This window comes from Rhodocytophaga aerolata (genome assembly GCF_030503435.1).
In the GTDB taxonomy this organism is placed as follows: domain Bacteria; phylum Bacteroidota; class Bacteroidia; order Cytophagales; family 172606-1; genus Rhodocytophaga; species Rhodocytophaga aerolata.
In genome coordinates this window covers 311,436-333,123 of sequence record NZ_JAUKPO010000002.1, presented here as the reverse complement: position 1 = coordinate 333,123, position 21,688 = coordinate 311,436, and the positions used below count along the sequence as shown (strand labels likewise).

The 21,688-nt window shown below is 42.2% G+C and carries 20 protein-coding genes; 15 read left to right on the top strand and 5 right to left on the bottom strand.

Going from position 1 to position 21,688, the window contains the following annotated elements; translation table 11 throughout:
- Positions 1-59 precede the first annotated feature (59 nt).
- From Q0590_RS05800 to Q0590_RS05775, 6 genes are all read left to right on the top strand, one after another.
- Positions 60-1,157 carry an Mrp/NBP35 family ATP-binding protein gene (locus Q0590_RS05800; RefSeq protein ID WP_302036551.1) on the top strand — a complete coding sequence of 366 codons (1,098 nt, stop codon included), beginning with the start codon at positions 60-62 and terminating at the stop codon, positions 1,155-1,157.
- A 154-nt stretch (positions 1,158-1,311) separates the two neighbouring features.
- Entirely contained in the window at positions 1,312-1,575 is a 264-nt protein-coding gene (locus Q0590_RS05795) for a NifU family protein (protein WP_302036550.1), read from the top strand.
- An 84-nt stretch (positions 1,576-1,659) separates the two neighbouring features.
- Positions 1,660-1,899 carry a hypothetical protein gene (locus Q0590_RS05790; RefSeq protein ID WP_302036549.1) on the top strand — a complete coding sequence of 80 codons (240 nt, stop codon included), beginning with the start codon at positions 1,660-1,662 and terminating at the stop codon, positions 1,897-1,899.
- A 180-nt stretch (positions 1,900-2,079) separates the two neighbouring features.
- Positions 2,080-2,991 (top strand): DUF72 domain-containing protein, encoded by a 912-nt coding sequence (locus tag Q0590_RS05785; RefSeq protein ID WP_302036548.1) that lies wholly within the window; start codon positions 2,080-2,082, stop codon positions 2,989-2,991.
- A 141-nt stretch (positions 2,992-3,132) separates the two neighbouring features.
- Positions 3,133-4,662, top strand: coding sequence for an FAD-dependent oxidoreductase (locus Q0590_RS05780; RefSeq protein WP_302036547.1), 1,530 nt, complete (start codon positions 3,133-3,135; stop codon positions 4,660-4,662).
- Positions 4,663-4,821: 159 nt separating this feature from the next.
- Complete coding sequence (locus Q0590_RS05775; protein ID WP_302036546.1) at positions 4,822-5,469, top strand: HdeD family acid-resistance protein; 648 nt, start codon at positions 4,822-4,824, stop codon at positions 5,467-5,469.
- 38 nt (positions 5,470-5,507) lie between these two features.
- Here the strand turns inward: Q0590_RS05775 and Q0590_RS05770 are convergent, their stop codons facing one another.
- Positions 5,508-6,185, bottom strand: coding sequence for a c-type heme family protein (locus Q0590_RS05770; protein ID WP_302036545.1), 678 nt, complete (start codon positions 6,183-6,185; stop codon positions 5,508-5,510).
- Between the two features lie 224 nt (positions 6,186-6,409).
- Positions 6,410-7,297, bottom strand: a complete 888-nt coding sequence (locus Q0590_RS05765; RefSeq protein WP_302036544.1) for a DUF8428 domain-containing protein — start codon at positions 7,295-7,297, stop codon at positions 6,410-6,412.
- A gap of 207 nt (positions 7,298-7,504) precedes the next feature.
- Between Q0590_RS05765 and Q0590_RS05760 the strand changes: the two genes are divergently transcribed.
- Both Q0590_RS05760 and Q0590_RS05755 read left to right on the top strand, forming a co-directional pair.
- Positions 7,505-8,194 carry a response regulator transcription factor gene (locus tag Q0590_RS05760; RefSeq protein WP_302036543.1) on the top strand — a complete coding sequence of 230 codons (690 nt, stop codon included), beginning with the start codon at positions 7,505-7,507 and terminating at the stop codon, positions 8,192-8,194.
- 2 nt (positions 8,195-8,196) lie between these two features.
- Positions 8,197-9,561, top strand: coding sequence for a sensor histidine kinase (locus Q0590_RS05755; protein WP_302036542.1), 1,365 nt, complete (start codon positions 8,197-8,199; stop codon positions 9,559-9,561).
- Between the two features lie 78 nt (positions 9,562-9,639).
- Here Q0590_RS05755 and Q0590_RS05750 read toward each other — a convergent pair whose 3' ends face one another.
- Positions 9,640-10,002, bottom strand: a complete 363-nt coding sequence (locus tag Q0590_RS05750; protein WP_302036541.1) for a BlaI/MecI/CopY family transcriptional regulator — start codon at positions 10,000-10,002, stop codon at positions 9,640-9,642.
- A gap of 180 nt (positions 10,003-10,182) precedes the next feature.
- On the opposite strand from Q0590_RS05750, the gene Q0590_RS05745 reads away from it, so the two are divergent.
- Positions 10,183-10,980: a HipA family kinase gene (locus tag Q0590_RS05745; protein ID WP_302036540.1), complete on the top strand. Its 798-nt coding sequence runs from the start codon at positions 10,183-10,185 to the stop codon at positions 10,978-10,980.
- Entirely contained in the window at positions 10,958-11,341 is a 384-nt protein-coding gene (locus Q0590_RS05740) for a DUF3037 domain-containing protein (RefSeq protein ID WP_302036539.1), read from the top strand. Before Q0590_RS05745 ends, Q0590_RS05740 begins: the two co-directional genes overlap by 23 nt.
- A gap of 55 nt (positions 11,342-11,396) precedes the next feature.
- Here the strand turns inward: Q0590_RS05740 and Q0590_RS05735 are convergent, their stop codons facing one another.
- Entirely contained in the window at positions 11,397-12,440 is a 1,044-nt protein-coding gene (locus Q0590_RS05735; protein ID WP_302036538.1) for an alpha/beta hydrolase, read from the bottom strand.
- A 212-nt stretch (positions 12,441-12,652) separates the two neighbouring features.
- On the opposite strand from Q0590_RS05735, the gene ispE reads away from it, so the two are divergent.
- Positions 12,653-13,462 carry a 4-(cytidine 5'-diphospho)-2-C-methyl-D-erythritol kinase gene (gene ispE, locus Q0590_RS05730; protein ID WP_302036537.1) on the top strand — a complete coding sequence of 270 codons (810 nt, stop codon included), beginning with the start codon at positions 12,653-12,655 and terminating at the stop codon, positions 13,460-13,462.
- Between the two features lie 5 nt (positions 13,463-13,467).
- Positions 13,468-14,304: a maleylpyruvate isomerase N-terminal domain-containing protein gene (locus Q0590_RS05725; protein WP_302036536.1), complete on the top strand. Its 837-nt coding sequence runs from the start codon at positions 13,468-13,470 to the stop codon at positions 14,302-14,304.
- Between the two features lie 6 nt (positions 14,305-14,310).
- Here the strand turns inward: Q0590_RS05725 and Q0590_RS05720 are convergent, their stop codons facing one another.
- Positions 14,311-15,351, bottom strand: a complete 1,041-nt coding sequence (locus Q0590_RS05720) for a DNA/RNA non-specific endonuclease (RefSeq protein ID WP_302036535.1) — start codon at positions 15,349-15,351, stop codon at positions 14,311-14,313.
- Between the two features lie 370 nt (positions 15,352-15,721).
- On the opposite strand from Q0590_RS05720, the gene Q0590_RS05715 reads away from it, so the two are divergent.
- The 3 genes from Q0590_RS05715 (at position 15,722) to Q0590_RS05705 (ending at position 21,534) form a co-directional block, all read left to right on the top strand.
- Positions 15,722-17,125, top strand: coding sequence for an exonuclease domain-containing protein (locus tag Q0590_RS05715; protein ID WP_302036534.1), 1,404 nt, complete (start codon positions 15,722-15,724; stop codon positions 17,123-17,125).
- Between the two features lie 270 nt (positions 17,126-17,395).
- The gene (locus Q0590_RS05710) at positions 17,396-18,460 is read left to right on the top strand and encodes a M42 family metallopeptidase (protein WP_302036533.1); all 1,065 of its coding nucleotides are present in this window, start codon (positions 17,396-17,398) and stop codon (positions 18,458-18,460) included.
- 158 nt (positions 18,461-18,618) lie between these two features.
- Positions 18,619-21,534, top strand: coding sequence for a CHASE domain-containing protein (locus Q0590_RS05705; RefSeq protein ID WP_302036532.1), 2,916 nt, complete (start codon positions 18,619-18,621; stop codon positions 21,532-21,534).
- Positions 21,535-21,688: the final 154 nt, after the last annotated feature.

Below are 21,688 nucleotides of genomic sequence, written 5' to 3'. Positions count from 1 at the left end.
GGGTAAAAGCCTATTTCAAAAATAAGAAAATTTACCCAACAACAATCTAAAAAACGGGGATGACTATTAACAAAGAACATATACTACAGGCACTCAGTACAGTACAGGAACCGGATCTGAAAAAAGATCTGGTAACGCTGAACATGATCCAGGATATTGAGATTGGAGTGAATCAGGTAAGCTTTACGGTGGTGCTAACTACCCCTGCCTGTCCGCTGAAAGAACTGATAAAAAAATCCTGTATCGATGCTATACATAAGTACATTGGCGAGCAGATGAATGTAGTGGTGAACCTGACAGCGGATGTTACCTCTACCCGTGTGGGCAAAACGGCTGTGTTACCCGGCGTAAAAAATATTATTGCTATTGCTTCCGGTAAAGGAGGCGTAGGCAAATCTACGGTAACGGCTAACCTGGCAATGGCCTTGCATAGGAGTGGGGCCAAAGTAGGGATTATTGATGCCGATATTTCCGGGCCTTCTATTCCAACCATGTTTGATGCGGAGAATCTGCAACCATTGGTTACCCAGAAAGATGGCAAAAACTATATTATTCCTGTACGGCAATATGGCATAAAAATGATTTCTATCGGCTTTCTGGCTCGGGCAGAAAGTGCGGTTGTATGGCGTGGCCCAATGGCTAGTTCTGCCCTGCGCCAGTTTATAGCCGATGCCGACTGGGGTGAATTAGATTATTTGCTTATTGATCTGCCTCCAGGTACCAGTGATATTCACCTGACGCTAGTGCAGACTGTGCCAGTTACCGGAGCTGTTATTGTGACTACCCCTCAGAAAGTAGCCCTGGCCGATGCCCGCAAAGGATTGGCTATGTTCCGTCAGCCACAAATTAATGTGCCGGTGCTGGGAGTTGTGGAAAACATGGCGTATTTTACACCTGAGGAACTTCCGGAAAATAAGTATTACTTATTCGGCAAAGATGGGGGGAAAGAACTGGCCACTCAATACAATGTGCCGCTGCTGGGACAGATCCCTTTGGTGCAGAGTATCCGGGAAGCCGGCGACTTTGGAAAACCTGCGGTAATGACTGATGAAGTAACCGCTGCTGCATTTAAAGAAGTGGCCCAGGCTTTAGCCCAGGAAGTGTCTATCAGAAATGCAACGCTGGAAAGAACCAGACCTGTGGAAATAAAAGTGTAACCAGGATTCGCCGGATTACTTGGATGAGAAAGATTTTTCTGAATGTAAAACACAGGAGAAAAAGCCGTATCAGTAGGTGATATTCTCCCTTAAAGTAATCCTGTTAATCTTCGAATACTTAAATCCAGGTTCAGACATATTAAAATATATACCTATGAATACGCTTGTAAATACTGACTTAACAGATAAAGTAGAGAAGGCTTTAGATACGATCCGCCCATATCTGGAAGCAGATGGAGGTAATGTAAAAATTCTGGAAATTACGGAAGAAAAAGTAGTAAAGCTGGAATTATTAGGCGCCTGCGGTTCTTGCCGTATGTCTACCATGACGCTGAAAGCTGGCGTAGAAGAAGCTATTATCAAGGCTGTGCCAGAGATCAGGGGAGTGGAAGCGATTAATATTACGCCTTTAAACTAAGGGTTGCTTTTGCTTCAGGTTCATAAGCAACAAGCCTTCTGTCTATCCGTATGTATATACAGAAGAATACTAAACGTTACGCGTATGAACCCGGAAAATGAAAATATGCCTATTGGCGACAATGAAGACCAGTTTACCGAAGGTAGCTATCAGGCTATAAAAAAGGCCGATAGTAACCCTGACGAAAAAGGAACGGTATCCGCTGAAAAGGATAGCACCAAAACCATAACCGACTTGCAGGACGAACGCAAAGAAGGGAACAGTGCCGAAGACCAGGCCAGGCAAGAAGGACCTTATGGGGTGCAGGAAGACGAGGAGTTATAAGCTCATATCTACCTATACTATATAAAGGTTGAAATCTATACGAAAGTATCTATAGATTTCAACCTTTTTTGTTACCTGTAGTTAATAGGGTTATTTCCCTATAACACTGAAAATTTTGCTTTGATAAAAGAAAAATAATTTTCAAATTTCCACATTTACCAATCTTCAAACTGTCTCTCCATGGATTTCGGCAAATTATCTGATATCACTTCTGTAGACTTTACTTTACCTGCAGATGCGTCTCAGACAAAAACGGTTCTGCAGAAAAATGCCCACAAAGCCAGTAAACCTGCCATCTATGTAGGCTGTCCGATATGGACAAATAAAGACTGGGTAGGCAAAGTATATCCTTCACATGCCAAAGAAAAAGATTTTCTATATCATTATTCCAGGCAGTTTAACACCATTGAGCTAAATACAACTCATTACCGCATTCCAGACCCTGAAACCATTGAACGCTGGAAAGCGGCCGCAGCACCAGGATTTACTTTCAGCCCGAAATTTCCGCAAATTATTAGCCATGAGAAGCAACTCGATGAAGCAGAAGACTTGACCCTGGAGTTTTGTGAAGCCATCCGCGGATTAGGCGAACATCTGGGAACTTCCTTTCTGCAGCTAGCTCCTAATTTTTCGCCTAAGTATTTTCCTCTGCTGGAGAAGTATGTAAAATTTTTCCCCAAAGATATTTCCCTAGCTATTGAGTTCCGCCACCAAGACTGGTTTAAGTCTTCGCCTGTTACCGATAAAGCGTTTGATCTGCTGGAACAATACAACATTAGCACCGTTATTACAGATGTAGCCGGCCGGCGGGATGTGTTGCATCAACGCTTAACCACACCTATTGCCATGATCCGTTTTGTAGGCAACGGTTTGCATCCTACGGATTATACACGGGTAAGTGACTGGATAGAACGCTGCCTACAATGGATAGAATCTGGGTTACAAACGTTGTATTTTTTTGTACACGAGCCAGACAATAAATTTTCTCCCGAATTAGTCGCTTATTTTATTCAACAACTGAACGAAAAAGGCAAATTTTCTCTGACGCCTCCCCGCATTACACCTCAACCTGTACAAGGAACCTTGTTTTAATTTTCCCTACAACTCTGTAGTATAAACACCGTATGCTAAACAACACAGCCTCAACAGAGGTTGATACTATTTTACGCCTAATGGCTATCAGGTGAAAGTATTTATACAATAGAGAAAAAGTATATATTAAAACAAACCACTATGCAAAATTTCTTAAAATCTATCTGGCAGGATGCTTCTACCGCTCCTTCCTTTCATTCCCTTACTTCCGATTTACAAACAGATGTGGTAGTGGTAGGGGCAGGTATTACAGGCATTACTACGGCTTATCTGCTGGCAAAGCAGGGCGTAAAAGTAGTGGTGCTGGAATCTGATAAACTGGGTTCGGGCTGTACTGCTTTCAGTACCGGGCACTTAACTTCTTCTCTGGATGCAGACTACTCATTTGTTTCTTCTGCCATTGACAAAGAAACAGCCAGAAAAGTAGCTTTTTCTATGCAGAATGCCATCAATTTTATTGAGCAGGTATGTAAAGACGAAAACATAGCATGTGATTTTGTCCGTTTATCTGCTTATCAATATACAGAAGATGAAAGCTCGGTGCAGGATGTAAATGACGGAGGAAAAGCTACTATTGAAGCCGGGCTAAATGCTTTTTTTACCAATACCATTCCACTGCCTTTTTCTGTGAAGCGGGCTTTTGAACTGAAAGATCAGGGAGAGTTTAATGCATTAAAGTATATCTATGGCCTGGCACAATGTATTGTACGGGATGGTGGACAGATTTTTGAAAAAACACATGTAACAGATGTAGACGACAGTGAACCTTGCGTAGTAACTACCAAGAATGGACAAAAAATTACCGCTAAACACGTAGTGCTGGCAACCCATACACCCATCCAGTTCAATATTACGCAGGCTGAAATGATTCCCTACCGCTCGTATGTGGTAGCTGCTAAAGTAGAGAAAGATAAGGTGGCCAAAGGGTTATATTGGGATGTGCTGAAACATTATCACTACATCCGTACCTATGAAATGAATGGAGAAAATTACCTGATCATTGGGGGTGAAGACCACAAAGTAGGTGAAAGTGGGTATGATGAAAATGAATCGTTCAGGCGACTGGAGTTTTATGCTAAAGCAAAGTTCGGTATTACCGAATTCTCACACCGCTGGTCTTCGCAACACTTTGAGGCCGCAGATGGATTACCCTACATTGGAAGAAGCCCTTTTGGTAAAAACAAATACATTGCTACCGGCTTCACTGGCGATGGACTTACCTTTGGCGTAGTTTCTGCCCTGCTGCTATCCGACCTGCTTACTGGGAAAGACAATCCATTAGCTAAGGTATATGCCCCTAACCGGGCAAATATTGTAGCCTCAGCCAAAGACTGGGTAGAGGAAAACTTAACTACCATGTATCATTTTGTGAAAGACCGCCTGACTACTGATGCCAGCGAAGCGGCAGAGGTGCCCAGAGGCGAAGGCTGCATTGTACGGGTAGAAGGCAAGCAACTAGCCGTATACCGGGACGATAATGATGTAGTGCATGCCCTTTCGCCAGTTTGTACGCACATGCATTGTATCGTGCAATGGAACGATTCAGATAAAAGCTGGGATTGTCCTTGCCACGGAGCCAGGTTTGAAGCCAGTACCGGAGAAGTACTCAATGGCCCGGCCGTACGGGCATTAACTAAAGAAACTATCTCCCCTGAAACAAAGAAAGTGTAATACCTGCTAAACTTTTTTATAACTGATAGTTCAGGTAAAGCTAAAAACATGCCTGCTCATCAATGAGCAGGCATGTTTATTCTAAGACTTACTGAAAAGAGAAAACACTATTGCCCCTATATTCGTAAAGTACAATATATCTATTAATTAAAATTATCTATGACACTAACAGTATTTAATCAATCGGAGACAAAGCTGGTGGCAGTAAAAGGTGTATTGAGTACCGTTTTTGGATTAGCCTGTATAATCGCCTTATTCTTTGAAGATAAAAATTTTACTATACTAGCATACACATTTGGAACCGCAACAGCCATTAGCGGATTATTAACATTATTATCGATTATTCATACAAAAACTGAGATCAGAAATTTTGGCTTGTTCCATTACGAAGGCTTACTTAGTTTGCTGTTGGGTATATGGGTACTTACTTTTCCTGCGGCGGCTATGAATGTATTTATGGGTATGCTCGGAGGAATATGCGCCGGTATGGGATTAGTTCAAATTGCGCTGGCGTTTGACCTGCGTAGCTATACTGTTAAAGAGGGGATTCTTATCTTCAGCGGAATTGTCACTGTCCTCTTAGGTATAATACTGATGAATAATCCCTATGCTATTGCAGCGTTTATCAATCTGTTATTAGGGGTATTTTTCAGTGCTATGGGAGGAAGGATTATACGTTCGGCATACCAGAAATTAAAAACTACGCTAAATGTGCCGCCAAAGCAGCCGGTAAAAACTCTTTCTATGCAGCCAACCTATTCGTACGCAGCAGTACCTGTAGAACAGCAAAAGTCATCTATGGAGTAAAGCAACATAGCCAGTAAAAATTAGAACAACATTAGTAGCTACTCAGCCTGTATACTTTTGATAAGTCCTTTCCTCGGGAAGAGGATACTCCATATGGCTATTGGCTGATTAAGGGAGTAATTGACCAGTGAATCCATGCGATAGGTTGCTTGTAAGGTTTGATATTCTTCCCCACTGAGGTCTGTTCCGACTTTGCCATGGCATTTCAAACATACAGTATTGCTGACCAGAATGGGTGCTGTAAAAAGCATTTCTTCTGCTCCTGATTTCTGTACATTATTCTCTAAAGGTAGTTTGTTCTCCTGATTATACTGGTAAGCGTCCAGTAATTGTTTCTCCATTTCATTCAACAGTAAATCGGCTTTTGGGGCTTTTAACCGTACTCTTTTAATACTCGCTGTATGTTTTTCCTGCAGTTGCTTATAGGCTTCCAGTTGCTCTAACTTACAATAAGCGGCCGCTTCTGTCAGACTTTTTTCCGCTACGGCTTTTTGCATTTGCCGCGTGAGGGCTTGCTGCAAAGTATCTGTAATCTGGCTCCCTCTTTTGAAAGCAGCATCGATAATCTGAGGCTGAGTAACGTATTTAATTTCCCGGTTTCTGATCTCCTGTTTTACTTCCTGGCTATCTATTCCCCGCTGGCTGGTGTCATCACAGGCAGCTATGTACCAGATGCTGGTAACTATAAAAACAATATATTTATTTACATGGACCATACTTGTGCTGAGTAGTAAATTCTCTATAGAAACCTCTATCGCCAGAAAATGTTCTTCCCTTTCAATAGGTAGGTTTCAGGCAACTGGATTGCTAGCTATAAAAATGGGTTAAAAACCTAAAAAATCCTAGGTTGGCCTGCAACTGATTGTGTTTGTCAATTGCCTAAAATAAAAAAGCATCCTTACTTTAATATAAGGATGCATATGCTAAAATTTAAAAGAGGTTATTTCATTAACCGGAACTGTGCTTTACCTAAGAAGGTATTTTTATGGAACACAATAGCCGTATAACTGCCCAGGTTCATCTTCTCTTTGGGAGTGTATTCAATAATAATTTTTTGTGGAGTTTCGTTAGATACATTTTTATCTAAACTAGCTGAAAGCGGTGCCTGGTTTTCTACCTTAACATCTGTTTCGCCTGCAGAAATGGTTTTTTCCGGAGAAAGCAAATCCACATGTATAAAGGTAGGGTCAATGGGATAGGTGTTGGCAGCTACTTCAAATTCAATCCGGATTTTATCTGTTTTTTTGGCTTTTACAGTGAGTTTATCCTTTTTGCCTTTAATTACTTCAATTTTGAAATTAGTACCGGTAAATGATTTTTCTCTGAGCTGATGAGCTAACGTATTGTTTTCTGCTAGCAAATTATCATAGGCTTTCTTTAGCTCATCATTTTTTCCCTGCAGCTCAGCATTAGAAGCTTTCAGCTCCGTGTTGTCGGTATTTATTTTTTTTAATTCAGCTAATAAATTCTCCCGGATTTTTTTTACATCTGCCAGTTGAGCCTTTACCTGTTTAGCATCCGATGCGTCTTTCGACAATTTATTGATAGTGGCTTCTTTTTCATTCAGGTTTCTGTTGGCTTTTTCCAGGAGCAAATCTGTTTCTTTATTTATTCCTTTTAACGACGAAATTTCTTTCCGGAAATCTTCAATTTGTTTAGTTAATAATAGTTTTTCAGATAAAAGCTTTTCAGACTGTATTCTTTCCTGATTAGCCTTTTCTTTAAGCTGTGAATTTTTATTCACAGTGATAAAAGTAGTCATGAGCAGAGCAAGCATGACGGCTGCAATAATACTTGCAATTACTTTGTTTGTGTTGGATACGTTCATAGTTGTATGCGCTGGGGTTATATGTTAGATACAGCAAAACTATACACCTCTCCTTAAAACGGACTTAAACTCACGTTAAAAATGCCTTAAAAGCACCTTAAAATGAGCTTAAAATCCACTGAATGAGCAGGTAAGATTTAGCAGGATAATGCATCTGCTGTTATCGGTGATAAGAGTAATTTAGAGCATATACCATAAAGCTCAGTTATGCACTCCTCGATATTAATTATAGAAGATGAAACCAAAGTAGCCGGATCTATTAAAAGAGGCTTGGAAGATAATTATTATACGGCTGAAGTGGCTTTCGACGGGGTTATAGGAAAAACAATGGCTCTTTCTAATAAGTATCATGCGATTATTTTAGATATAAACCTGCCCAAAATGAATGGGTTTGACGTTTGCAAAGCAATACGGACTACTAATGCAAAAGTGCCTATTCTTATGCTGACGGCATTAGGTTCTCTTCAAAATAAAGAAACAGGTTTTGATGCCGGAGCCGATGATTATCTGGTGAAGCCCTTTGAGTTTAAAGAGCTCCTTCTACGGTTGCGGGCTTTATTAAAAAGAGCAAACCAACCTGTTTCTGGTGACGTAAGTGTATTAAAAATTGCAGATCTGGAAGTAAATCTAGAAACAAAAATTGTCACCAGGGGCAGCGAAATAATCAATTTAACTGCCAAAGAATTTCAGTTGTTAGAGTACTTTTTACGGAACAAAGGCAGAATTATCTCAAAAGTGGATCTGGCCGAAAAACTCTGGAACCACACATTCGATACCGGTACCAACGTAATTGAAGTATATGTAAACTTCCTCCGGAAGAAAATTGATAAAAACTATTCTCCCAAATTAATCCATACTCATATAGGTATGGGCTACATTATGAAGGAAGGAGAATAGATATGAATATAAAGATAAAACTAGCCATAAAGTTTGCCCTTATCGTGGCATCTATCCTGCTGATGTCGTCTCTGGTGGTGTATTTCTCATCGGCCCAATACCGGAGCAATGAATTTAACAGGCGGCTAAAAGATAAAGCCATTAGTTCAGCCAAACTGTTAGTAGATGTAGACGAGATAGATAATACATTGCTTAGAATTATTAATCAGAATACCACCGCCTTACCAGAAGAAAAGGTAATTATTTATAATTACCTGAACGAAGAAATTTACAACAGCAAGGACGAAGCCGGCGACTCCATACCTGTAGCCTTGTTAAACCAGATCAGGCTGGAGACAGAGTTATATTACACCGATGGAACAAAAGAGGTAGTAGGTATGCTCTATGCGGGAAAATACAAACGATATGTAGTGATTGCTTCGGCCAGAGATATTTATGGGCTGAGTAAGTTAAGAAACTTGCAGTATGTACTAATCCTGGTGTTTTTGCTGAGTATAGGAATCACCATTCTGGCAGGATGGATTTTTGCTAACCAGGCATTAGAGCCAATAGCAAAAGTAGTGCGGGATGTAAACAATATTTCAGCAAGTAATCTGCATGCCCGTTTAAATGAAGGAAACCAAAAGGATGAAATAGCCCATCTCTCTATAACTTTTAACAAAATGCTGGAGCGGCTGGAGGAAGCCTTTACAATGCAAAAGAATTTTGTAGCGAATGCTTCCCACGAATTACGTACTCCGCTAACATCTGTAACAAGCCAGATAGAAGTAGCCTTACTTAAAAAGAGAGGGGTTGAAGAGTATGAAAAAGTACTACAGTCCGTATTAGAAGACGTAAAGAGTTTAAGTAAGCTCTACAATGGCTTACTGGAACTGGCCCAGATGGATATTGAAAATAAAAAGATAGTAATTAATCCCCTGCGCATAGATGAACTGCTGCTAAGTACCATTGAGGAATTAACCGAAACTAAAGATAGCTACCGGATTGCTTTTGAATATAACATACCTACTGATGATGAAGAAAAGCTAACCATAGTAGGCAGCGAAGCTTTGCTGAAATCGGCTATGGGAAATATTATGGAGAATGCCTGTAAATTTTCCAACGGACAACTTACTACTGTTACTTTAGGTGAAGAGCCGGGCTTTTTAAAAATTAAAGTGGAAGACAAAGGCGTTGGTATTTCCAGGGACGATTTACAACATATCCGGGAGCCATTTTACCGGGCCGATCATGCCTTACAAGTTAAGGGACATGGCTTAGGATTATCGTTAACGGATAAAATCATTAAACTGCACAAAGGATACTTAGCTATAGATTCTGCCTTAAATGTAGGGACAACGGTAACAGTTATGCTTCCGGTGCTATAGCAATACATTCTATTTCAGCCGCCTTTGCCCGTTGTTTTTGGCTGACAGCCAATACCTATTGCTTACAATACGTGCTGCCTACAGATTCTTGTTAATGATTTTTTTTAGCTTTTTCATTTCTTCTGCACTTAATTTTTCTTCCTTTATCATAAACGACAAAAGGCTGGCTGCTGAGTTATCGAAATAGTTGCCTAACAATTTCTCTACAGCAAAAGATTTATAGGCTGATTTACTGATAAGCGGAAAGTATTCATACGTTTTGCCATAAGCGGTATAACCTGCATAGCCTTTTTTCTCCAGGATACGTACGACAGACGAAATAGTATTATATGGAGGTTTAGGATCATCCGGCAGATGCTCAATAATATCTTTGACAAACGCTTTCTTTAATTTCCAGAGAGCTTGCATGATGCGCTCTTCCGTTTTGGTGAGTTCTTCCATATGGTAAATATATAACGTATTTATCAAGTATACAACTGATAATTCAGGTATGGGATTGGTGTTCTATAAAATTGGTTGAATGATGTATGAATCATGTAGATCAGCATATTATTTAATACATTTGAGTTTGCCAAACACTTGAATCCAACTAACCAAAGATACTATATAAACTAAATAGCCGTGATCAGCAGTCAACCTCAATTACGGGCTGTCCAGGTAGTCCGATATGTTACACCATTGCGGGAAGGTGGTTCACTGCCTGCTATTATAGAGGCAGACGATGAATTTCTATATGTACTAAAGTTCCGTGGTGCCGGGCAGGGCGTAAAAGTACTGATTGCCGAGTTACTGGCCGGAGAAATAGCCCGTACGTTAGGTTTGCGGATACCCGAAATTGTATTTGCTACTTTAGATCCGGTAATGTCCCGGACAGAGCCGGATGAAGAAATACAGGATCTGTTAAAAGCGAGTGGTGGAGTAAATCTGGGGTTACATTATCTGTCAGGGGCTATCACGTTTGATGCTGTGGTCAATACAATAGATGCTACGCTTGCCTCCCAAATTGTATGGCTGGATTGCCTGATAACTAATGTGGACCGCACAGCCCGTAATACGAATATGCTGATGTGGCACAAAGAACTATGGCTGATAGATCATGGAGCATCCTTGTACTTTCATCATTCCGGACAAAACTGGCAGGAGCAGAGCCAGCGGCCATTCACGCAAGTAAAAGATCATGTATTATTGCCACAGGCTTCTGAACTGGAGCAAGCAGATGCCATTTTCCGCACGATACTTACCCCTCAGCGGATACAATCCATTGTATCTCTTATACCAGATGAGTGGCTGGAAGAAGCTTTTCCAACAGAATCCGCCCTGGAATCACGGAAGATGTATAGCCAATTTTTAACCACCAGGATTGCCTCTTCAGAAATTTTTGTCAACGAAGCTAATTATGCAAGAAAAGCACTTATTTGAGTATGCCGTTATCCGCATTGTCCCACGTGTGGAACGTGAAGAATTTCTCAATGCTGGTGTTATTTTGTATTGTTCTGCGCAGGGTTTTCTAGAAACAATGTATGAACTGCCCCGGCAACGGCTGCAAATCTTTTCTATAGAAGTAGATATGCCAGAATTAGAGGAACGGCTGCTGGCTTTTAAAAAGGTATGCGCAGGCCGGGCAGAAGGAGGAATTATAGGAAAACTGCCCATAGCTGCCCGTTTCCGCTGGCTAACGGCTTCCCGTAGCACCATTGTACAAACATCGCCGGTTCATACCGGTTTGTGTTCCAATGCACAGCAAACGCTTACACACTTATATAATCAGCTAGTGAGATAAAAGCAAAGAGCATGGCTGTTCGTAGGCCGGATGCAGGAAAAGAGGGAGTTAATCATTATTGGGAAGCCGCCATCTCTGATAAAGATGGTTCCGCAGCCGATACGGGTTTTAGGTGTACTACTTCCTGAAAAAATCTGGCTGTTTCATCTCTTACACCTTCATAGTCTTTGGAGCGGATATACGATGCTATTACATGGTGTCCTGCCTCCGGGAAGGCTTTTTTCTGCTTCAGATGGATGGGTGTAGCCAGTTGATCGTACATTTCCAGCATATCCGGAACAGAGACAACCTTATCCTGTGCTTCTTCATTTTTGTAATAATACCCCAGAAATACGGGGCATTTCACCTGGCTAAATGTTTCTTCGGTCATGGCCGCAGCAACGAAAGATTTGAGGGCTACCAGACCTTCCAGACGGTATTTAGACAGCCAGTACTGATCTTCTAGTGTGTCTTTCCGGGTAAATTCCATATAATCCGAACCAATAATAGTCCGCATAAGTTGAAGGCCCCAGGGTTTGTCTATGAGGGCAGTAGCTCCGGAATAAAAGTCTATCAACGGTGAGTACAGTACCAGAGCCTTAATAGATGGATCATGGGAGGCTGCATATAAAGCAAAAGCACCGCCGGTAGAGGTGCCAATTACCAGTACACTATCGCCCAATTCTTTGCCCACAGCAATAGCTTGCTGAGCAGTTTCTAAAAAGTTTTCTGGTGTAAGATCTGCAAATACATTCTCCTGTTGCACGCCATGGTCCCGGAGGCGGGAAAGGTACAAATTGCAACCAAATTGCTTAGCCAGTTGGGTATGTACTGGTGCTCCTTCAGCCTGGCTGGCACCAAAGCCGTGCAGGTAAACAATACTATAGGGTGTCTTTTCTTTCCGTAGGCTATCAAACCAGATAATGCGGGCCTGGTTATCTTGCTTTATTGTTTTTAGGGCTTTTTCTGAATTCTGGACTACTTTTTCGAGTTCGGTCAGGTTATGCGGTAAGGTAGGATAACCGGCTACCAGACTGGGAGAAGCCGGTTTGGGGCCTGCTAAATAAAGTATCGCCAGCAACAACAGAAGTATGCCCAATCCAAGTAAATATTTCTTCATAAACATGATCTCATTCCTCTCATCAAGTTACGAATATCGGCAGGTATTCCCAAAAGGATAGGCCAACAGGCTATACGATTAGCCCAGGCTTAGGTGCTAAATTGTACGGCTATGTATTTCCTATGATAAGCGGGCAAATTTTGCAGAAATTCTGTTATTATTGTTCTCTTGCTCCGAAAAGCGAAAATACTAGTCACTAACTTCTGAAAAACTTGGTCGTATTTCCTACCTGCAAAATTAATTTAGGGCTGAATATTATTGCTAAACGGCCCGATGGATTTCATAACATTGAATCCTGCTTCTATCCGGTTGGCTGGACGGATGTTCTGGAAATGGTTCCGGCCGAATCCTTTGCCTTTGCGAGTACTGGCATACCTATTCCAGGCGATGCAGCTGGCAATTTGTGTGTGAAAGCCTACCAGTTCCTGCAAAAAGATTTTTCGCTACCCCCGGTAAGTATTCATCTACACAAAGTTATTCCTATAGGTGCTGGTCTGGGAGGCGGTTCTGCTGATGGAGCTTTTTGTATTAAATTGCTGAATCAGGTATTTGCATTGAACCTCACGGTGGCCCAGATGCAGGAATATGCCAGGCGGTTGGGAAGTGACTGTGCCTTCTTTATCGAAAATACCCCTGTGTTCTGTTACGGAAAAGGTGATCAGTTCAGAGATATTCAGGTAGACTTGAGTAAGTATTATATTGCTTTAGTAAATCCACAAATCCATATAGGAACAGCCGAGGCCTATGCAGGGATTACACCTGCCGAGCCGGAACGTAAAATTGAGGAAATACTTGCCCTTCCAATAGAACGCTGGAAAGAATACCTGATAAATGATTTTGAAAAAAACATTTTTGCCAACTATCCCGGAATACGGCAAATTAAAGACTCTTTGTACACACATGGAGCGGTGTATGCCAGTATGTCTGGATCTGGCTCTACCGTATATGGAATCTTTGAAAAAGAAACGGATGTAAAAAGCTTATTTCCGGAGCACTATCAGCTCTGGCAAGGAAAATTATAAGTCATATGCAAACATTACCACCAATTCACTTGATAGACCTCTTTCCAGAACTGGACAGAGAACTTATTCAACTATTGCGTAGCCTGAGTCCCGATGACTGGAACAGACCTACCGTAGCCAGATTATGGACAGTAAAAGACATTGCCTCTCATCTGCTGGATGGGAATATCCGCAGAATCAGTATGGGTAGAGACAATTACTTTGGAGAAAAACCTGAGAATATTCAGTCGTATGCCGATCTGGTAAATTTCCTGAATGGGTTGAATGCCGACTGGGTAAAGGCTACCAAGCGGATAAGTCCGCAACTGTTAATAGAACTGCTGGAGCACACCGGAAAGGAAGTATATGAGGTGTTTAAAGGACTTGATCCTTATGCAAAAGCTTTATTTTCGGTGGCCTGGGCAGGGGAAGCAGAATCCCGGAACTGGTTTGATATAGCCCGCGAATATACCGAACGGTGGCATCATCAACAGCAGATACGATTGGCAGTACATAAGGCCGGAATCATGAACAGGCACTTTTATTATCCGCTGCTAGATACTTTTATGCGGGCATTGCCTCACACATACCGGCATACAGAGGCAGAAGAAGGAGCTGTCGTAAAATGTACTGTAACTGGCGAAGCGGGCGGAAACTGGTTCTTATATATGCAGAACAATAAATGGCAATTAGTACAAGAGGCTGTAGCAAAGCCACTGGCTGAGGTAATCATACCAGGAGAGATTGCCTGGCAGCTATTTACAAAAGCCATTAGTCCGGCTGCGGCCCGTGAAAAAATAGTGATAAATGGCCCAATCTACTTAGGTGAGCCGATAATAAACATGGTAGCTGTAATGGCATAAGTGCCCTTACTCTGCCAGCTCATCTTTGTTACCCCGGCTAAACCACATTTTTACATCCAGTGAGCCTTCCAGGGTTTTTTCCATATCGTCGGGCAACTGCGGGAAGAAGTCCAGGCCGGTTTCTTTTTCTATTTCATCTATGGTTACGGCAAATGATTGCAACGATTTATTAGAACCTTCATTTTTCATCAGGAAACCGATGGCTTTAACTTCCGGCTCTTTCAGATCCAGAACCACTTTGTAATACATAGTTGGAACGGCCACCTTGTTCTTTTTGCCGATATAGGCCATTTTTCCCTTTAATACTGGGCCGGTTACAATGTATAAGGCGCCATCCCGCTTTACCCAGGTACGTACCCTGGATTCCAGCTTTTCCCAGATACCCCGGTTGAAATCAGGCTCTTGCGGGCTCATATTGCTCATAAAAAAAGATTCCGACATAAGAACAGCGGACGATTTAAAATCTGCTGCCGGGGCCAGGTGCCCACGGTCGTAGCCAGAGCCGCGGTAGTCGTCGGGTACAGCTGAGCCAGAGCTCACTTCCGGATCGGGGCGGAAGTCGTTTTCCCGTTCATTTTTACCTTTTATCTGGGCAGCTGTAAGTCTGTACGAAACCCAGGAAGCTTGTTCATACTCTTCTACATAACACAGCGTATACCCTTCATGCCAGATAATTTGGTCTTTTTTGGTGTATGTAGGAAGAGAGAAGTCTTTGTTGTTTTCAAACGTATAATCTGGTGCATAAGCATTTTTGGTTGCCGTTTTGCCAGACGAAGATTTAGTAGAACCTGTGCTTTTTTTGTTAGGGGAAGCTGCCTGGGAATCAGGTTTTTTTTCAGCAGAAGGTTTTTTACTGGCTGACGTTTTTCTTTCATTCTTCTCTGCCGGTACAACAGTGCCCTCCTTCAACGAGGGCAAATTCAACTTATCAGCATTATTGTAAATGAGAAATATAGCAATGAACAGCACTAACAGGATAAGTAACCGTTTATTTCCATTAGAACTGCGTTTGGTTTTTCTTGGGACGTTGCCAGATTTCTTTGCCATGTTGCCAGGGTAATAGTGCAGGTAAAATTCGTAGGATAAATATAACGATTAAAATTAGTATAAATCGGCAACAAGTGAGTAGCTCAAACTAAAATTTGATGTAAGGCATAGCCGCAGTAAGTCGAAAAGTACTCTCTGGAGAGAATCTATATACTGTGGAAAACCAATATAGATCTAAATAACCTATTGCCCTTATAACAGGTCTTTTGCGTCCGGATGGTTTCAGCCTCGTTAAGGTATATTATTCTTTTGCTCAATGTGCCGGCTCCAGACCCTGTTTTGTAGCGTAGCTGTTATGCTTAGGCTTTGAACTTTACAGGCAGTATTGTAACTTAGAGTATAAGAACAGTCCATTTTAACATCAGCAGTTTTGTACGCCATAGTAGATATTGAAACTACCGGGAGCCGGCCAACCGAAGATAAGATTACCGAGATAGCTATAGTCCTGCACGATGGCCAGAAGGTAGTAGATTCATTCACTTCCCTGATAAACCCTGGCCGGTCTATTCCCTATGAAATTACGCAGCTTACCGGCATCACCAACGAAATGGTACGGGAAGCACCCAGATTTCATGAAGTAGCCCGCCGCATTGTAGAGTTTACGGAAGGAAAAGTGTTTGTTGCCCACAATGTTCGCTTTGATTATTCATTTTTGAAATCAGAGTTCCATAGCCTGGGGTATAACTACCAGCGGAAAACCTTATGTACTGTGCGGCTAAGCCGGAAATTGTTGCCTGGCTTTCCATCGTATAGTTTGGGTAAACTCTGTAGCAGCTTAAAAATTCCATTAACCAACCGCCACCGCGCCTACGGCGATGCAGAAGCTACCAGCAAATTATTCGACAAAATACTGAAGTTAGAGAAACCACACGAGCTGATTGACCTCATCGATGACGAAATAAAAGCACAGACCTTGCCTCCGCAAATTAGAGCTGAGCAGGTAATGGCCCTTCCGGAAGAAACAGGCGTATATTATTTTCATGATGCCCATGGCCACGTAATCTATGTAGGCAAAAGCAAGAATATTAAAAAGCGTATTGTCAGTCACTTTGCTATGGATTACAAGAGCCGTAAATCCATTGAGTTTAAGAACAGCATTACCGACATCAGTTATGAAGTGACGGGTAGCGAACTGGTAGCCTTGCTGCTGGAGTCAGATGAAATAAAGCGGATAAAACCCAAATATAACTCTGCTCAGAAACGGACCGGCGGCTTGTATGGCATTTACCAGGAATTAGATAAAAATGGCTACCTCCACCTTTATTTCGACCGGATACGCGTGGGCGACGAACCACTGGTAGTTTTGCAGAATTACCAACGGGCACAGGGATTCTTATACCGGCAGGTAGAGAAGTTTAATCTTTGCCTGAAAATGTGTGACCTGCATAAGATAAAAGGTCCTTGCTTCGATTTTCAGTTGCGCCGCTGCAAAGGAGCCTGTATCGGACACGAATCAGCCGAGGAATATAATGCCCGGGTACAGGAAGCTGTGAATAGTTTTAGCTTTAGCAAAGAGAATTTTGTTATTGTGGGCAGAGGCAGAAGCCGTGGCGAAAAGTCAGTGGTTTGTATAGAAGGGGGTAAATACAAAGGTTTTGGCTATTTCGAAGAAATGGATGAACAGCCTAGCCTGGCACAGATAAGAGGGTATATAAAACCGTATGCACACAACCGGGATATCCAGAAAATTATCTGTGGGTATTTAAAAGCCAATGTTTCCGATCATTTGATCAAATATACACTGAATGAAAAGAATACAGAGATGAGTCAATAAATAGAGTAGGGGCAGATACATTTGCCGGAGGAGATGCATGTAGCGCATAGCTTGGTTTTACGTAAGCCATTCAGCTGAGGTAAAAGTTGCTTCTTTGCTTATTATATTAGGTAACTAGCTGTGGCACTAATGAGTAAGTGGCTAATAAATAATTATGAATGAGGTATTTTGTAAAATTATTTTCGGTAAATGTTTACTTTTACTTTCGGATAGTTTAATAAAATTATGCACCCTACTCATCTGTTATAAATTAAACTCAACGCCAGATTAATGGATAAATTAGAATTCTTAGAAAAATACCTCAATAACGCTTCGCCTACCGGATTTGAGGCATCCGGACAAAAGCTATGGCTGGAATACATAAAGCCCTATATTGATGAATACATGGTAGATACCTACGGCACGGTTGTAGGCATTATTAACCCAAAAGCCCGTTATAAAGTAGTAATTGAAGCACACGCCGATGAAATTTCCTGGTTTGTTAATTTTATTACAGATGAAGGCTATATATATGTACGCCGCAATGGCGGATCAGATGCGCTGATTGCCCCTTCTATGCGGGTAAACATTCATACCAAAAAAGGGATAGTAAAAGGTGTATTTGGATGGCCGGCTATTCATACCCGCAATGTAGATAAAGATGAAGTACCTACCCTGAAAAACATTTTTATTGATTGCGGCTGTAAAAATAAAGAAGAAGTACATAACCTGGGCATACACGTAGGCTCTGTTATTACCTTTGCCGAAGGCTTTATGACCATGAACGACCGATACTATGTAGGCCGTGCCCTGGACAACCGAATAGGCGGTTATATGATTGCTCAGGTAGCCAGACAGATCCATGAAAATGCCAACAAACTGGATTATGGGTTATACATTGTAAATGCTGTACAGGAAGAAATTGGGCTTCGAGGCGCTGAAATGATTGCCCATCACCTGCAGCCGGATGTAGCCATTATTACCGATGTATGCCACGATACGCATTCGCCTATGTACAAAAAAATGGAACAGGGCGATCAGGCATGTGGCAAAGGTCCGGTGCTTACCTATGGCCCGGCCGTGCAAAATAATCTGCTCAATATGATTATAGATGTAGCAGAACAGAAGCAAATTCCGTTTCAGCGGGCTTCTGCTTCCAGAGCTACCGGTACCGATACGGATGCCTTTGCCTATTCCAATATTGGGGTGGCCTCAGCGCTTATTTCTTTGCCGCTTAAATATATGCATACTACCGTGGAAACGGTGCATCAGGAAGATGTAGAGAACGTGATCCGGCTCATGTATGAGTTCCTGGTCCAGCTGAAGGGAGGCCACGATTTCAGGTATTTTAGTTAGAACTTTTGCGTATATTTGCCCAACCGGAAAAGCTGCTGCGGATTGTAGCAGCTTTTCCGGTTTATAGAAACACTATATAGGTAATTGACGTTTGTTTCACACAAGACCGTCAAGCAATTAGTACGACCACCTGATTTTTGGCAGAGCAGAGGAATAAGATGAAACTCACCCGCATACGCTATTTTTTTAATTATTATTACCTCGCCATTGCTTCCTTCGTAATAGTCTTGTTGCTCACGCTGCTTGTATACCAGGAAACCTACCAACGGGTACAGGAACGGAACGAAAAATTGTTTAATCTCAAAATCTCGCAGGTCCAGGTAGATATTGAAAACCGGATGCGGGATTATATTCAGATACTGAAAGGCGGAAAAGCACTTTATAAAGCCTCCGAATCAGTAACCAGAAGCGACTGGGCAATCTATGTAAAGTGGCTGCAGATAGAAGAAAATTATCCAGGTATACAAGGCATAGGGTTTGCTCCCTATCTCAGGTCTGATGAATTACCCCAGCATATAGCGCAGGTAGAGGCAGAAAAACTAGAAGAGGCCCCTGATTACATAATATTTCCTGAAGGCAAAAGGGAAATATATACACCTATCTCGTTTATTGAACCTTTTACCGGGCGCAACCGACGGGCATTTGGGTTTGATATGTTTAGCGACCCTCGCCGGAGAGAAGCCATGGAACGCGCCCGCGACTCTGGTGATCCGGTATTATCTGGCAAAGTACAATTGATACAAGAGAATGAAAAGGATAGACAACCCGGTTTTTTAATTTATTTGCCGGTTTATGAAGGAAAGGTTCATCTGGAAAATACCACAGACAGGCGCAGATTACTAAAAGGCTTCGTCTATTGCCCTTTCCGGTCCCAGGATCTGTTCAAAGCTATTCTAGGAAATGAGTATACAGATATTGATATTGAAGTGTACGACGGAACCAAGCCTACAATTGCTTCTTTGTTGTTCGATACAGATACCATTGCCCATTATCTGCAGGAAAAAAAACAAGGCTACTATCAAAATACCGTTACCTCCCAAATTGCCGGCAATACCTGGACGTTGTATTTTACTTCACTGCCTGCTTTTGAAACTGCTACGCATACCGACCTACCGGCATTTATTCTGCAGGGAGGGATTCTACTGGCCATATTGGTCCTGTTTATAGGTATTTCGCAAGCGAACGTCAGAAAATCCAACCACCTGAAGCAAACCATTACTGATAATGCTACGGCAGCTTTGTTTATGATGGATGCTAACGGCTATTGCACATTTATGAATCCGGCTGCCGAACATATGACGGGGTATACCTTTGAAGAAATCCGTCAGCAGCCCTTGCATAACATGATTCATCATACACACCCCGATGGTACGCCTTATCCTTTGTCGGAATGCCCCATAGACAGAGCTTTGCCTACTAATAATGCAATGCGGGCCCACGAAGATGTATTTATCCGAAAAGGAGGCGAATTTTTTAACGTAACCTGTGCTGCCCGCCCTATTTTTGAAGCCGGTATTCCGGTAGCCACGGTTATAGAAGTACGCGATATTACCAAAGATAAAAGAGCCAGAGCTGCCCTGTCGGAAAGTGAAGCCCGCTTCCGGAGTATGGCGGAAAGTGCCCCGGTAATGATCTGGATTATTGATGCAGACCGCCAATGCACCTATTTAAATAAACAATGGCTGGTTTTTACAGGGCAAACTCTGGAACAGGGGTTAGGCAGAGGATGGCAGGCAGCTATGCATCCCGACGACCGCGAAAAATCAGCCAGAATCTACCTGGAAGCCAATCGCCGGCAAGCTCCCTTCCGGCTCGAATACAGGCTAAAACACATGACAGAAGGGTACAAATGGGTAGTATCTACTGGGAGTCCGCGGTTCCATACCAATCAGGAGTTCATTGGCTATATCGGGTCTGTAATTGATATTTCTGAAATTAAGGAGGCTGAAAACAAGATAAAAAAGAATGCCTTGCTGCTTCAAAAAGTATTTGAACAAGTACCAGCCATTGTAGGGCTGATAGAAGCATCCGAAAAGAAATATATCTTGGTTAACCCGATCTTACAGGATATGTATGAAAACCGGGACCTGCTGGGTAAAACGGTGAAAGAGGCGCATCCAGGCCGTCAAGGCAAAATTCTGATGGACATAACTGAGGAAGTTCTGCGGACAGGCAAACCTTTTTCTAGCAAAGAAATGCCCCTGGTCATAGACCGGAACCTGGATGGCAACCTGGTTACGCATTATTTTAATATCGTATTTCAACCCTTGGTGAATGAAATGGATGCGATAGAAGCCATTATGCTTTTCGCTGTAGATGTTACCGAACTGGTTACTGCCCGGCAGAAACTATCGTACATCAACCAGGAACTGAGCCGCAAAAATCAGGAACTCACCCAGATTAATAACGACCTGGATAGCTTCGTTTACACGGCCTCACATGACCTGAAAGCGCCTATCGCCAACCTGGAAGGGCTCAGCACCATGCTCCGGCGCAAACTTCAAAAGCAGCTGGGACCAGTAGAAGATCAGTTACTTACCCTGGTGCAGCAATCGATTAACAAATTACAAAGCACCATACGCGATCTGGCTGAAATTACCAAGGTTCAAAAGGAAAAAAACATTCATACCGAACCCTTGTTATTGGCAGATGTGCTACACGATGTAACAGAAGACATCCGGAACCTGATAGAGAGTGCCGAGGCAAGAATAACTATGGATCTGCAAGTGCAGGAACTGGTTTATGCCCGCAAAAACCTCCGCAGTATTATATATAATTTGCTTTCTAATGCAATTAAATACCGTTCTCCGGATAGAATGCCCCAGATAACAATTAGCACCAGAATGGAAGATGGCCGTGTGGTACTGTGTATACAAGACAATGGACTTGGTCTGAAACCCAATCAGCAGGAAAAGCTTTTCTCCATGTTCAAGCGGTTTCATACCCATGTGGAAGGCACCGGCATAGGATTATATATTATTAAGCGGATTATCGAAAACAATGGCGGAAGTATAGAAGTAGAAAGTGAATATGGTGTAGGAACCGTGTTTAAAGTTTATTTCCATGCTGGCTAACAAGCTTGTCTTTCTATTCCGTATTTAATCTCTTTTCATTTCCCTACCTTTCTCTGGCACTCATCCCTGTATAAAGTCCGCTCGTGTAAAAAATAAAGTAAATAGTACAAAACGTATTGAAAATATGGCTGTTTTGTAGTAACATTACTAGTTT